Origin of the sequence: Sorangium sp. So ce406, assembly GCF_051474675.1 — a bacterium.
GTDB lineage: Bacteria > Myxococcota_A > Polyangia > Polyangiales > Polyangiaceae > Sorangium > Sorangium cellulosum_G.
Genome location: NZ_CP150340.1, coordinates 9,323,041 through 9,337,704 on the forward strand (window position 1 = coordinate 9,323,041; position 14,664 = coordinate 9,337,704).

Below are 14,664 nucleotides of genomic sequence, written 5' to 3' on the forward strand. Positions count from 1 at the left end.
CGGCGCGTTGATGGGCCAGAGAGGCGGCGGAGAGGCGCCAAGGACACACCAAAAAGGTGTCTGGAATCGAGCGGTTCCGCGGCGCCGGCGCGCCGCCTGGGGCGGCCGCGAGGGGCGCGGCCGCGACCGGGGCATACCCGAGGAGACGCGCGGGAGGGGGGTTTAGCCGGCGCGCAGCTCGTCGAGGAGCGCCCGGGCCGCCTCGAGGGAGGCGTCCTCGGAGACGGACTTGTCGAGCATCAGGCGCGCTCTCCGGCGGTCGCCGGCGGCGAGCGCCATCGCGCCGAGGTGGTAATAGGCGAGCGCGCGCGCGGCGAGCGTGGTGCCAGCCTCGCCAGGCTCGGGGGCAATCTTCATCAGGGTGACCGCGCGGTAAGCGCGCGCGGCGATGTCCTGCTCGCCGAGCCCGAGCGCGCTCTCGCCGAGCGCCATGGCGAGCTCGCCGTTCTGAGGGTCGTTCTCGAGCGCCCTCGTGAGCGCGACGAGCGACTCGCGCGGATTCCCGTCGGCGTCCTCGATCCGCGCGAGGCGGTGGTAGACGGCGCCGAGGAGCCGCGAGCGACGACCCTTGTTGGCGGCGATGAGCTCCGCGGTGACCGCGCGCGCCTCCCTGGGATTGCCGGCGGCCGTCAGGGCGTCCACGAGCGACACGCCGACCTCGTGATCCTGCGGGCGCAGCGAGCGCGCCTCCCGGAGCGTCGAGACGGCCTGGGGCGCGTCGCCGACCTCGAGGAGCAGGCGGCCGGCGACGACGAGGAGCGCGAAGCGGCCCGCCACGTCGGGCGCGGCCGCGGCGTCCTCGAGCGTGATGGCGGCGAGCTCGCGGCTCGCGCCGATCTCGGCGTACAGCGCGCGCAGGCGATCGCGGATCGCGGCGTTGCCCGGCGCGGCGCGGAGCGCGCGCTCGAGCCCTCCGCGAGCGTCGCCCAGGTGTCCGGCGCGCGAGCAGGCGCCGGCCAGGCGGAGCGCGGTGGCGACGAGGGCCTCGCCCTCCTCGAGCGCGATGAGCCTGCGGTAGACGGCGCTCGCGGCGTCCCACCGCTCGGCGGACTCCTCGAGGCCGGCGAGCGCCTTGAGCGCGGCGCGATCCTTGGCGTCGGCGTGGAGCAGGTCGCCCAGGTGAGCGCGCGCGCGCTCGAGATCACCCGAGCGCGCGAGGATCTCGGCGAGGCGCAGCCGGAGCGCGCGCGGCGTGACGGCGGCCGCCCCCGCCGACGCGGGCTCCGCGGGCGCGGCCTCGGCGTCGCCCAGGCCCGCCGCCCGCGCCGCCGCCCGATCGAGCGCCCGCTCCAGGCCGGCGATGAGCTCGGGCGCGTACTCGGCGCCGCCGAGCGCGTAGGCGCGCTCGAGATCGGCGAGCGCGCGGTCGCCCTGCCCGAGCGCCCCGTACACCTCGGCCCGCGCGCGGTGGAGCCACGGGTCGTCCGGGCTCGCCTCGAGGGTCGCCGTGAGCGCGCGTGCGGCGCGGGCGTGCTCGCCGACCGCGCCGCACGCGTCGATGAGCGCGAGCAGGACGTCGCGGTCGCCCGGGGCGACGCGGAGCGCGCGCTCGAGGAGCTCGGCCGCGGCGGCGGCGTCGCCCGCGCGATCGCGGAGGAGCTCGGCGGCGCGGCAGAGGGACTCGACGCGCGCCTCGTCGGTGTCCGCGACCTGCGCGGTGAGCACGTGCAGGTCGGCGAGCGCGTGCCACGCCTCGCGGGCCGCGTAGCGCGACGCGAGCTCCTCGCGGAGCCGGTCGCTCGCCGGGCAGGCGGCGTAGCCGGCCTTGAGGGCGGCCTCGGCGGCGGCGTCGTCGCCGCGCGCGCCGTGGAGCCCGGAGAGCTCCAGGGCGATCTGCGCCGCCTCGCCGCCCTGCTCGACGCGCAGGAGCCTCTCGAGGGCGTCGACGAGGTCGTCGGTGTTGTCGCGCTTGCGGCCGAGGCGCACGAGCGCGCGCAGGACGTCGCGGTTCGCGCCGTCCCAGTCCGCGGCGCCGAGGTACACGTCGCGCGCGCCGCGGTCGTCGCCGCGCTGCTCGAGCAGGGCGCCGAGGCGCATCGAGATCGAGGCGATCGAGGCGAGGTCGGCGCGGTCCTTCGCGGCGTCGAGCTGGAGCGCGAAGAGCTCGCCGAGCTCGTCGGTGCGGCCGGCCTCCTCGAGCATCGTGGCGAGGAGGATGGCGGCCTCGACCTGGGTCGGATCCTCGTCGAGGATGTCGCGGAGCAGGAGCGCCGCTTGCGCCGGCGACTCGCGCGCGAGGAGGCGCGCGCGCTCGAGGCGCAGCGCGCAGCGCTCGGAGATGTCGTCGACGAGGGGGACCGTCTCCTCGAGCAGCGCGGAGAGCCGCGCGGCGTCGCCGCTCCGCCGGTACACGCCGGCGAGCGGCATCCAGATCTCGCGCTCGGCGGGCTCGCGGCCGCGGAGCTCCTCGTAGAGGCGCGCGGCGCGGCCGAGGTCGTCGAGCGGGCCGGCGGCGAGGGCCGCGGCGTGCAGGAGCAGCGCGCGCTCCTCCTCGGGCGCCGAGGCGCGCGCGGCGCGCTCGGACAGCCACGCGGCGGCCGCGAGATCGCCGGCCTCCTCACGGAGCTCGGCGAGCGCGACGATCGCCCACGCGGCGCCGGGCGGATCGGACGAGGGCGGCGCGCCCACGCCGACGATGCGCTGCAGGATCGTCTCGGCCTGTTCGCGGTCGCCGAGCGCGCGGGCGGTGCGCACCGCCTCCTCGAGGACCGCGGGGCCCTCGATCTCCGCGAGGAGCAGGAGCGCGTCCACGAGGGCGCGCGGGCGCCCGCTCTGCCGGGCGAGCCGCTCGAAGAGGCGGATGGCGCGCGGGTTCCGCGGATCGGTGCGGAGCGCGTGCCGCAGGATCGCCTCGGCGCGCTCCGGCTCGGCGCGCAGGTCGAGCGCCTCTTCGAGGAGCGAGATCGCCGGATCGACCTCCGCCGGATCGGCCGCGAGCAGCGAGGCCAGGCGGTAGCGCGGATCGGCGCGATCCGCGGGGCCCGCGCCGGCCGGCGCGGCGCCCGCGCGCGCGACGTCGGCGTGGGCGATGCGCTTGCGGAGGACGTCGGCCTGCGCCGGGCGGTCGCCGAGGCGGTCGTAGAGGGCCTCGAGGGAGCGCCAGAGCTGATCGAGGTCGACGTCCACGTCGCGCCCCGCCGCGGGCGCGACGGCCGCGATCCGCGCCTCGACGCGGCGGTAGACGGCCGCGGCGCGCTCCGGGTCGCCCGGCGCGAGCTCGAGGGCGCGGCCGAAGCGGAGCAGCAGCGCGACCTCGTGCGGCTCGCCGGCGGCGCGGGCGACGAGCCGCTCGACGAGCTCGAGGTACCGGGGCACCTGGTCGAGCCGGCGCGCGAGCTCGAGCGCGGCGTCGTGGGCGACCGCCGCGCCGGGGGTGAGGTCGAGCGCGCGCAGGCGGGCCGTCAGCGCGGGCTCGGGGCGATCGAGCGGCCCTTCATAGAGCGACGCGAGCTCGCCGAGCGCCGCGGCGGCGTCCTCGGCGGGCTCGAGGGCGGGGCCGCCGAGCCGCGCCTCGAGGGCGCGGGCGAGCAGGTCGTGGCGGCCGCGGGCGCGCAGCGCGGCGAGCAGCTTCTCGTGCTCGGCCTCGCTCTCGCGCGCCGCCTCGAAGGCCGACTCGACGTACTCGGCCTCGCGATCGGGCGCGCCCTGCCGCCGCGCGATCTCGCCGAGCGCGAGGAGGACCTCGGCCCGGCTGAACGACGTCGCCGCCGGGCGGCTCGCCAGGCTGGAGCGCGCCGGCGGCAGCGAGCTCCGCCGCGCGCCGGGGAGCCAGTCGCCCTCGTCCCGGGGGCGGCGCGCGACGAGCAGCAGCGCGCGGTAGGCGCGGTGCGCGCGCTCGAGCTGGCCGTCCTCGAGCGCGAGGCCGGCGAGGCCGTCGAGCGCGCCCGTGTGCGCGGGGTCGATCCGCAGCGCGTTGTCGAACTCCGCCATCGCGCGGGCGCGGTCGCCGGCGGCGAGGGCGACGCGGGCGAGCTCGTCGTGGACGAGCGCGCGCTCCTTGGGACGGCGGGCGCCGAAGTCGGCGATGATCCCGCGCAGGGCCGCGGTCGCGTCCTCGGTCCTGCCGGCAGCGGAGAGGGCGCGGCTGCGCGCGAGGCGCAGCGAGAGGTCGTCCGGGGCGAGGAGGATCGCCTCGTCGAACAGCGGGATCGCGGCGGCGGGCGCGCCGGCGCGGGTGAGGTAGAGGTCCGCGGCCTCGCGGAGGAGCGCGAGCCGGGCCGGCGCGTCGCCTCCGTCGCCGATCGCGCGCGCGGCGTCGCCCGCGATGAGCTCGGCGAGCGCGCCCCACGCGCCCGACGCGCGGTAGAGGTACGCGAGCCGCTCGCGGAGCGGCGCGGGCTGCGCGGCGCGCGGCAGCGCCCGCTCGAGCGCGGCGCGGGCGCGGTCGGCCTCGCCGGCGGCGAGGTACGCGTCGGCGAGGCGGAGCGCGGCCTGGTGCAGCTCGTCGGCCGGCGCGCCCGCGCAGAGCCGATCGAGCGCCTCGGCGGCCGCCGCGTGCTCGCCGCGGCGCGAGAGCAGCCGCGCGAGGGCGTCGAGCGCCTCGACGGAGCCGACCTCCGCGGCGCGGCGGTAGCTCGCGATCGCGCGCTCGGGCTCGTTGAGCTCGTGCTCGGCGAGGGACGCCGCCTCCAGCCAGAGCTCGGCCGACGCCGGGCCGCCGCCGGCCGCCTCGCGCGCGGTCGCCTGCTCCTCGCGCAGCAGCATGAGCTCGCGGTGCAGGCCGCCCGCCTCGAGCAGCGAGGCGAGCCGATCGACCGAGGCGGCGTGGCCAGGGCTCTCGGCGAGGTTCTGGCGGAGCAGCGCGATCGCCTCGGCGGAGCGCGGCGTGTCCGAGAGGAGCTCCGCGGCGTCGCACCGGAGGGCGACGCGGCGCTCGACGTCGGCCGAGACCTCGATCTGCCGCTCGCGCAGGCGCACGAGCTCGTCGCGCCGCGAGGCCGCCCGGAGCAGCGCCGCGAGGCTCTCGCCGACCGGCTCGTCCGTCGGATCCTCGTCGAAGAGCCCGCCGTAGAGGGCGATCGCCTCCTCGGGCTCCGCCGCCTCGGCCGCGACGCGCAGCAGCCGGCGGCGCTCGCTTGACGCGAGCGGGAGCGCGGCGCCGCGGCGGCAGAGCGCGACGATCTGCCGCCTGTCGCCCGCGTCCGCGAGCATGCCGATGAGCGCGTCGATGGCCCACAGGGCGGCGCGCGCGGGCGGCCACGCGCCGGGGGTCGAGGCCTGCGCGTCCTCCTCGCCGAGGCGGCGCACGGCGATCTCGAGCAGCTCCGCGGCGATCTCGCGGGCCCGCGCCGCGTCGCCCGCGCCGTCGCGCGCGGCCTCGACGGCCTCGCGGTAGAGGGCGAGGTCGTGCCCCGTCGCCGCGGCGAGCCGGAGCAGGGTCGGGACGAGCGCCGGGCCGCGCCGGTGCCGCAGGAGCTCCGTGAGATCGAGCAGGATCGCGCTGTTCGTGGGGTCGTGGAGGAGCGCCTGCTCGAAGGCGCGCTCGGCCGCGTCCTGGTCGGCGCGCGCGTCGCGGTGCCAGCGGCCGACGCGGAAGGTGAGGTCGCGGAGCGTGGCGGCGGGGACGTCGCCGCGGCGCTCGAGCGCGGGGAGCGCGTCGGCGATGGTGTGCCAGCGGGCCGCGAGATCGGTGAGCCGCAGGAGCCCCTCGGGCGGCTCGCCGCCGGGCGACAGCAGGAACGCGCGCAAGGCGAGCTCGAAGGCGCCCTCGCGGTCGCCCCCGCGCTCCTCGAGCAGCGCGGCGGAGGCCTTCAGGATGGCGACCCGATCGGCGTCCGTGTCGGCCGCGGCGAGCCGCGGCTCGAGCAGCGCGACCTGGCCGCGCCAGTCGTCCGCGGCGGCGCAGATCTCGAGCAGCGCGCCCACGGCGGCGACCAGCGCGCCGCGGTGCTCGGTCGACGCCGGATCGACGCGGCGGAGCAGCTCCTCGAGGCCCGCGCGCGCCGTCGACGACCCGCGCGCGGCCCCCTCCCCGCGCTCGCCCTCGCCTCCCGCGGCGCGCTCGTCTGCTTCGCCGAGCGGGCCGCGCGCGGCGCGCTCAGCCTCGTGCGCGCGGCGGTAGCCCTGGACGGCGCGCTCCCACGCGAGCGTGCGATCGCGGTGCGCGTCGCCGAGGCGCCGGAAGAGCTCCGCGCTGCGCGCCGCGCCGACCGCGTCGGGGAGCGCGCCGGCCGCGGTCGCCTCGGCCTCGAGCAGCGCGACGAGGTCGTCCCAGCGCTCGGTGCGCGTGTAGAGCGCGGCCAGCGCGTCGCCGCTCTCCGGATCGGGAGAGAGCTCCTCGCGGACGCGGCGCCAGGTGGCGACCGCCTGGTCGATGTCGCCGAGCTCGCGCTCGAACAGGCGCGCGACGCGCGCGAGATCGCGCCGGGCGCCCTCGCCGCCGCGCACGGCCGCGCGGCGCTCCAGCACGGCGGTGAGCTCCCGGTAGCGGCCGCCCGCCTCGAGGATGGCCGCGAGCCCGTCGAGCGCCTCGAGGTCCTGCCGATCGTCGGCGAGGCGCGCCGAGTACGCGGCGATCGCCCGCGCCTCGTCGCCGAGCCGCGCCGACGCGAGCCGCGCGAGCTCGCCCAGCGCCGCGCGCCGCGCCGCTGGGTCCTCCTCGATCGCGGCGAGCGTGTCGAGCACGTCGCACCGCTCGGTGACGCGATCGCCCTCCGCGAACAGCCGGTCGAGCGCGCGCGCGGCGCCCCGCGCGGCCGCGGCGTCGCCGTGGCGCTCGGCGAGCGAGAAGAGCCGGCGGAAGAGCGCGATCGCCCCCTCCGCGTCGCGGAGCCGGTCGCGGCGGAGGAGCGCCGCGTCGCGGACGAGCGCGAGCGCCTGCTGCGGGTCTCCGGCCCGCGGCTCGGCCGCGGCGAGGACCTCGGCCAGGCGGTCGTGCCGGCCGAGGCGCTCGGCGAGGTCGGCGAGCTCGACGCGGTCGCCGGCCTCCGACGGCCGGAGCTCGACGAGCTCGGCGAGCCGCGCGAACGCGCCCGGCTCGTCGCCGAGGGCGTCGCGCCGGAGCCGCACGATCTCGCGCAGCAGCGCCGGGCGGTCGTCGACGTCGGCGCCCTCGAGCTGGATCTCGAGCACGCGCACGAGGTCCTCGGGCCGCCCTTCCTCGCGGTAGCGCCGCGCGAGCAGGACGGCCGATCGCTGCCGCGCGGCCCGCGCGCCGGCCGGCGCCTGCTCGGGCGGGATCGCCCCGAGGATCCGCTCGAGGAGCGGGAAGGCGGCGCCGGACGCGGGGCGCGCGTCGAGGAGCTGCTCGACCCCCGGGAGCGCCGACGCGGCGTCGCCGACGCCGTCGATCCAGAGCAGCGCGATCCGCTCGCGGAGCCGCTCCGCGGCCTCGCCGGAGAGCCTCGGCAGCTCGGCGGTCAGGAGATCGATGAGCGGGCGGTGCCTGCCGTGGCGCTCGTAGAGCCGCTCGAGCGCGGCGCGGGTGCGCGCGTCGTCCTGGAGCGGCAGGAGCAGCTCGAGGTAGCGCATCGTGCGCTCGCCGTCGCCGGCGAGATCGCGGGCGACGGCCGCGGCGTCCTCCAGGAGGAAGATGCGCTCGTCGGCCGCCGGGGTGCGCTCGAGCATCGCGTCGTAGAGCGCGAAGAGGTCCTCCCAGCGCTCGGCCGCGTTGTAGGCGAGCTTCAGGCGCTCGAAGCCCCAGAGCGAGCCAGGCACGAGCTCCACGAGCCGGCGGAGCAGCGCGAGGGCGGCCTCGGGCGCGTCGAACCACTCCTCGTGGTGCTCGACGCCGCGCCGGCCGATCTCCTCGATGACGTCGGGCGGGAGCGCCGCGCCCGCGCCGTCGAGCGCCGCGGCGTACGCGGCGGCGACGCGCTCGGGCTGCTTCGCCCGGCGCCCGAGGTCCTCGAGCCGCTCCCAGAGGGCGAGCTCGCCCGGCAGCTCGGCGACCGCGCGCAGCGCGACCTCGAGGCCGCGATCGACGTCCTGGTCATGGAGCTCGAGCAGGCGCTCGAACCAGCCGCGGCGGACGGCGGCGCCCTGCTCGGCCGCGAGCCTGCCCGCGTCGAGCAGCGCGCCGCGGGGGGAGCCCGGCGCGCCGTCCGCCGGGGGGCGCGCGGCGTCGGCCGGCGGGCGCGGCGCGGGCGAGCTCGCGAGGAGCGTCTCGAGCAGCGCGACGCGCGCCGCGGGGTCGTCGAGCGCGTCGCACGCCCGCTCGAGGAGCAGCGCGGCGCGCGCCTGCGTCTCGGGGCGCCGGAGCGCGCGCTCGGCGACCTCGAGCACCGCGGGATCGATCGCCCCGGCCTCGATCGCGGGCGCGAGCGCGTCGAGCGCGTCGGCCGGCCGATCCAGCCGGTCGAGCAGGAGCGTCGCGAGCTCGACGTCGAGCGCGACGCGCGCGCTGCCCTCGCTGCGGTCGCGGCGCATCGCGAGCACCTCGGCCGCGCCCTCGTCATCGCCGAGGTCGGCGAGGAGGCGCCCCCGCGCCGCGAGCGCGTCGTCGTTCTCGGGGTCCGCCTCGATCAGGCGCGCGTAGAGCGCCGCGGCCGCCGCGCGGTCGCCGATCTCCTCCTCCCACGCGGCCCACGCGGCGAGCGCCCGGAGGCGCTCGCCCTCGTGGGCGCGCTCCGCGAGGAGCGTGAAGAGCCAGCGCCGGTCCACGCGGCGCGCCAGCGTGTCCGGGCTCTGCGCGAGGAACGCGCGGAACGCCTCCAGCGCGACGGGGTCGAGCGCGCCGGGCGCGGCGTCCCCGGCCGCGGGCGGCGCGAGCAGGCGGCGGTAGACGGCCGCGGCGTCGTCCTGCCGGTCGGGATCGGCGGCGAGCACGCGCGCGAGCGCGTCGTCGATGGCGCGGGCCCGGGCCCGCGCGAGCGCGGCGTCGTCCACGGGGGCCTCGGCCGCCGCCTCGCCGGCGGCCGCGCTCCCCTCCCCTTCGGAGACGACGCGGGCGCGGACCTTCAGCGCGGCGTCGACGAAGCGCGACGCCGCGCGCGCCCGGATCGCCGCGTCCTCGAGGAGCGCGAGCGCGGCGAGCGCCTCCTCGTCGGTCGGCGCGGTGTCGAGCAGGACCTCGCCGACGGCGGCGAGCCGGTCCCACGCCCCCTGCTTGCGGTAGAGCGACACGAGCCGGCCGGCGGCGTCGCGGTGCTCCGGCGCCACGGAGAGCACGCGCTCGTAGAGCTTCTGCGCCCGCTCCGGGTCCGCGAGCGGCCCCTCGGCGAGCGCGGCGGCGCGCTGCCAGGCCTCCACGGCGCCCGCGAGATCGCCCGGCGCGACAGCGGCGCGGGCCGCCGCGTCGCCCGCGGCCTCTGCGGAGCTCGCGCCTCCCGCGGCGCCGATCCCGAACGCCGCCAGATCGCCGAGCCGCTCCAGCCACAGCGCCTCGTCCTGCGGATCGCCCGAGGCGGCGACGCGCCGCTCGAGCGCGTCGCGGAGCAGCGTCGCCTCGCCGACGGAGAGCGCGAGCGCCTCCATCGCGGAGAGCGCCGCGTCGGAGAGCGCCGCCCCGCCCGAGAGGATCGCGCGGTAGTGCTCGACCGCGCCCGCGACGTCCCCGCCCCTCGCCGCCGCGTCGGCCATGCGCAGCTCGTGCGCCGCGCGCTCCTCGGGCGCGACGCCCTGCAGCCGCTCGGCGAGCGCGCCGTAGAGCGCGGCCCACGCGCCGCCCGCGGCATACGTCTCGAGCAGCGCCTCGTACGCCGCGTCGTCGCCCGGATCGTCCTCGATCGCCGCGCGGTACGTCGCCGCCGCGCCGGAGAGGTCGCCGAGGTCGCGGCGCTGGATCGTGCCGATCGCGTGCAGCAGCTCGCGCCGCCGCGGCGGCGGGCACGGCTGCGCCAGCGCCTCGCGGTAGAGCGCGAGCCGCTCCTCGGGGCTGCCCTGCTCGCGCAGGAGCGCGTCGACCCGCGCGATGAGCTCGGGCGAAGACGGCTCGAAGGCGAGCGCCCGCCGGTAGAGGGCGAGCGCCTGCGTCACGTCGCCGCTCGCGAGCAGCGCCTCGCCCGCCCGCCGCGCGAGGTGCGACAGCGGCGCGCTGTCCACCGCGCGGTCGCCGAGCGCCCCGGCGAGCGCCGGCGCGCGCCGCGCGGACTCGCTGCCGTGCTCCGTCAGCCGCTCGACCTCGGCGACCCACCGGGAGAGCCGCTCCGGCGCCGACGCGGTCGCGAGCGTCAGCCCGCGCGCCGCCAGATCGAGCGCCCGCCTCGGGTCCCTGAGCTCGCGCTCGGCGATGCCCACCGCCTCCTCGAGCGCCGCGAGCCGGCCCCGGACGTCGGCCGCCAGGGCCGCAGGCGCGCCCTCGGCCCACGCGGCGGGCGCGATCTCCGCCCGCGTCTCGAGCACGCGCACGAGCAGCGGCGCCGCCCCCTCCGCGCGCGCGATCGGCTCCAGCACGGCGCACGCCGCGATCCGCTGGTCGTCGGTGAGATGCAGGTGGGCGCTCTGCCGCGACGACTCCGCGCCGCTGCCCCCGGCGCCGCTGCCCGGGGGCGGCCCCAGCATCTTCTCGACCGCGAGCCGGCTCGCCCGGTCGGCCGGATCGAGCGCGAGCGCCTGGCGGTACGCGGCGATCGCGCCCGCCGGGTCGTCGAGGCGCGCCATGCGGATCGCGCCGATCCGGGCGAGCACCGAGGCGCGCTCCTGGCCGGCGGCGAGCTCGGCCTCGGCCTCGAGGAGCGCCTCGAGCTCGGCCCAGCGCCGCTCCTGCTCGAGCAGCGGGATGAGCCGCGCGTGCGCCTCGCGCGACGGCCCGAACGCGGCCAGGTAACGGCGCCAGGCGGCGACGGCGCCCGGCAGGTCCGGCAGCCGCGTGCGCAGCTCGGCCGCGCGGAAGGCGAGCACCCGCGCCGCGCGGCGATCCGGCTCCGCCTCGGCGCGCCGCTCGAGCACCCACGCGAGGCCCTCGTGCCCGCCCGTGGCGTCGTACAGCCGCTCGAGCGCGGAGAGGGCGCGCGGCTCGCGCGAGGAGCCCGCCTCGGCGAGCTTGCGGTAGGCCGCGATCGCGCCCGGGATGTCGCCGAGCTCCTCCTCGTAGAGGCGCGCGAGCCGCTCCGCCGCGGCCTCGCGCGCCTCGGCCTCCGGCTCGGCCTCGACGAGCCGCTCGAGCGCGCCCGCGAGCCCGCGCGCGTCGCGCTCGCGCTCGCAGAGCTTCGCGAGTCCGCGCGCCGCGCGCCGCACGGCCACCGCGTCGGGCTCGCTGTCGAGCGCCTGCTGGAACGCCGCGCGCGCCTTCCGCCCGTCGCCGAGGCCCTCGTAGAGCTCGCCGAGCTCGGCGGCGATGCGCGCCCGGAGCGGCTTGTCCTTGGCGCCGGAGGACGCGCGCACGAGCACGCGCGCCGCGTCGACGCGGCGGTCGAGCGCCGACGCGAGCGCGACGAAGCGCTCGCGCACCGCCTCGTCGGACGGGTCGACCGCGAGGATCTGCTCCGACAGCGAGAACGCCGACGCGAGGTCGCCGACCTTCTGGAAGAGCAGCTCGACGAGCCGCTTCTGCACCTCGACGCGGCGCGGCCCCCGCAGGTTCTCGATCTGGAGGGACATCATGCGCGCCACCTCCTGCGTCCTCCCGCGCCGCGCGTGGGCCGCCTCGAGCGCCGCCGCGGCGCGCACGAGGGCGGTCTTGCGCCCGAGCAGGGCCTCGCCGGCGCGGAAGGCGCCCTCGTGGGCCGGGTTCTGCGCGAGCACCTCCTCGACGTGGGGCAGCGCCCGCTCGATCTCCTTGAGCGGCCCGCTGTACAGGTCGATGAGCCGCGTGCGGATCTCGAGCGCGTCGGCGGGCGGCGGGTCCGTGGTGAGCGCCTGCTCGAGCAGGCGCGCGACGTCCTGGGGCCGCCCGGCGCGGGCGTAGCGCGCCTCGAGCGCCCAGCGCGCCGCGGCGTCGCCCATGTCGATCTTGAGGATCTGCTGGAGCAGCTTGATCGCGCGCTCCTCTTCTTTCCCGCTGGCCTCGACGAGCTCGTAGGCGTGGCGGAGCAGCGCGAGCTGCTCGGCGCGGTCGGGGCGGTGGTTCGCGGCGAGGGCGTAGAGGTCGGCGAGCCTGGGCGGCTCGTTCGCGTCCTTGAGGATGCGCTCGAGCCGGACGAACGCCTCCTGGTGCGACGGCAGGACGGCTAGGGCCCGCTCCAGGTAGGGGCGCGCGCCGCCGGGGTCGCCGAAGGAGTCGGCGAGGAACTCGGCGGCGTGCACGAGGACCTCGGCCTGGGCGGCCTGCGGGAGCATCCCGAACCGCCGCTCGCTGGCGAAGCGCTCGTACGCGAACGCGAGCTCGGAGAACCGGTCGTGGCGCGCGGCGGACTGGTGGAGCTTCGCCCACAGCTCCGGGTGCGGGTTCCCCTTCGCCGCGGCGGCCACGAGCACGTCGAGCGCCGCCGCTTCGTTGTCGATCCCCTGCTCGAGCGCGGCTTCGAGGTTCTCGATACGGAACGAGACGCGCGCGCCCTTCGTGTCCTGCTGCATGTTGGATCCGAACCTCGGCTGGCGATGGGGCGAGAGGCCGGCGTGCCGGCGCTGCCCTCGAACCTGCGCCGCAGTGCCTGCGGAGCGTCGCCCAAGGTAACAGGAGCGTTTCCCAAATGGGCTCGGGGATCGGGCCCGGCGCGGGCGGGGCAGCCGCCGATCGTCGCGGTCGTGTGGCGCGGGGCGGCGCGGCGTGGAGGAGGAGATGCGACAGCGGCGGCCTGCGCGGCTGTCCGGGTCGCGCGCAGCCTGGCCGTGGCGCCGCCGCGCCTTCTGTGCGAGCGGCGGGCTCGCGGACGGCTGGGTTCGCCCGCAAGAGGCGCGTTTACAGCGTCGCGGCAGCCGTGTGCACCCGGTGGATTCGCCGGCGACGGAGATGGATCAACGCGGCGGCGCAGCCTTCGGGACACTGGAGTCGGCCGCCGCGAACAGCCAGCGTCTCTCCGTGGTTCAGCTCCCGAGGCCGGTCAGCGGCAATCGCCGGAGCCTGATACGCACCAGGTCCGCTGTTGCGGCCGCGCCTGCAACGAGCTCTGCCCCGCATACAGCGAGCACATCCAGGATCAGCCTGGCGCAGGCTTCTCCGTTCAGCCGTTCCACCCGCAGCCTCAACACGGAGGGCGCACTTGCGCCGGCAACCGCGAGCAACGCGTGAAAATCTGCATCAAGCGTGACGACGACCTGCCCTGATTGCCGGGCCCGTTCGAGGATCTCTTGATCGAGCGCCGCCCACATCCCGAGCTCGGCCACGTGGGTGGCGTCGACCCCGGCCGCACGCAACCGCTCTGCCGCCGAGCGCGGGAGCCCTTGATCCAGCAGCAGTCGAACCGTCGACGTCATGCGCTCCGAGGCAGCTCGATGACTTCGTCGCCAATCATGGCGGACGCGAAGGCGAGGGCTTGCCGGATGTCCTCGTCCTCCAGCTCCGGGTACTCACGCCGCAGCTCTTCGCGATCCGGGTAGGTAGCCAGCGCTTCCAGCACCCGCTTCACGGTCAGACGAAGGTCCCTGATGCACGGCTGCCCGTTCATGCGACCAGGGTGCAAGGTGATCCGGTCAAAGTTTCGCATGGTTCGAGGCTCTCCCCGCGGGAGGATACCGCAAGCTCGACCCACCGTCCTCGCCCGATCTGCCTGCGCAAGCTGGAGCGCGCCGACGAGGCGTTCGAGGAGCTGCTCAGTTTCCCCGATCTCCCGCCGGCCGACCAGGAGCTCGCGCAGCGCCGGTTCGACGCGCTCCGCCGGCTGGTCGGCGTGGTCGCGATCTGAGCGCCATCGCCTCGACCGACGCCGCCGCCGGTTCCGGGCTCGGGCGGCGCGCGGAGCGAGCAGCAGATTCGACGACAGTCTCTCACCTCCTGACAACGCAACTCCGGTGTTCTCTCCCGGGCGGCAGCGCGTCACCGGAGGGCGAGCTGTGATAGTGGTCGTCCTTCCCGGGGGGGAGAAAGACATCACCATGTCGGAGTCGAAGCTCGCCGCGCCGCAGATGGTCATCGATAGCCGCATGCTCTACTCGAGCTGGGTCCCAGCCGATCCAGACGCCGCCGCCGCGCTGCTGCCGAGCGGGATCAGGCCCGCCGCGAACAGGGCCATTTACATGAACCAGTACGTGGTCGACAAGCCGGAGCAGACGTCCGGCTTCGGCGCGTATTCGCTCACCTACCTGGGGCTGGATCTCGCGGATCACACGACGCCCGACGGCGGGAGCCCGGCGCGGTTCTTCACGCACTACTTCAACTCTTCCGACACGGTGCGACGGTACGTGGCCGAGCGCGGCGTGCCGGCGTCGCCCGGGGAGACGACGCTCGAGCTGCACGGCAGGGAGCTCGTGGCGACGACCTCGGTGGGCGGCGTTCCCATCATCCGGACGACCGCGCGCGTCGGCAACAAGATCGGCGCGGTCGCGCGCGGACACCTCACCTACGTGACGAGGGTCGGGAACCGGCTCACCGCCGGCAACTACCCCTATATCGCGGACATGGCCGACCCGTTCGAGCTCCTCTCCGTCGAGTTCCTCGCGAAGGATCATCCGGTGTACGCGCTGCGGCCCGGGAGCCCGCTGCAGGTGGTGACGACCGCCTCGTGGCACGCGCCCCGCAGCTCCTTCGTGTACCCGGGCGGCGAGCGGGACCTCCTCTGACGCCGTGACCCCCGCCCAGCCGGCGCCCGCGCGCGCCGCCGCCCTGCGCTCCGCGCATTTCTGGTGATTCATCTTCTTCTCGTCTGAGCGCGAGCGCCGTCCACGGTGCGCCCGAGGCTCTCCTGCGCG

At 77.7% G+C, this 14,664-nt stretch carries 5 protein-coding genes; 2 read left to right on the plus strand and 3 right to left on the minus strand.

Annotated elements, in window-relative coordinates:
• Positions 1 to 162: 162 nt before the first annotated feature.
• The 3 genes from WME96_RS34900 to WME96_RS34910 form a co-directional block, all read right to left on the minus strand.
• On the minus strand, positions 163 to 12,393 hold the full coding sequence (locus WME96_RS34900; RefSeq protein ID WP_437285905.1) for a tetratricopeptide repeat protein: 12,231 nt from the start codon (positions 12,391 to 12,393) through the stop codon (positions 163 to 165).
• A gap of 450 nt (positions 12,394 to 12,843) precedes the next feature.
• A complete protein-coding gene (locus WME96_RS34905) occupies positions 12,844 to 13,233 on the minus strand; it encodes a DUF5615 family PIN-like protein (RefSeq protein WP_437285906.1) in 390 nt (129 codons plus the stop codon).
• Positions 13,230 to 13,463 (minus strand): DUF433 domain-containing protein, encoded by a 234-nt coding sequence (locus WME96_RS34910; RefSeq protein ID WP_437285907.1) that lies wholly within the window; start codon positions 13,461 to 13,463, stop codon positions 13,230 to 13,232. The genes WME96_RS34905 and WME96_RS34910 overlap by 4 nt, the downstream gene beginning before the upstream one ends.
• On the opposite strand from WME96_RS34910, the gene WME96_RS34915 reads away from it, so the two are divergent.
• The gene (locus WME96_RS34915; RefSeq protein ID WP_437285908.1) at positions 13,434 to 13,661 is read left to right on the plus strand and encodes a hypothetical protein; all 228 of its coding nucleotides are present in this window, start codon (positions 13,434 to 13,436) and stop codon (positions 13,659 to 13,661) included. The two genes, WME96_RS34910 and WME96_RS34915, sit on opposite strands and share 30 nt — an antisense overlap.
• Before the next feature lie 190 nt (positions 13,662 to 13,851).
• Positions 13,852 to 14,535: a hypothetical protein gene (locus WME96_RS34920; protein WP_437285909.1), complete on the plus strand. Its 684-nt coding sequence runs from the start codon at positions 13,852 to 13,854 to the stop codon at positions 14,533 to 14,535.
• Positions 14,536 to 14,664 lie beyond the last annotated feature (129 nt).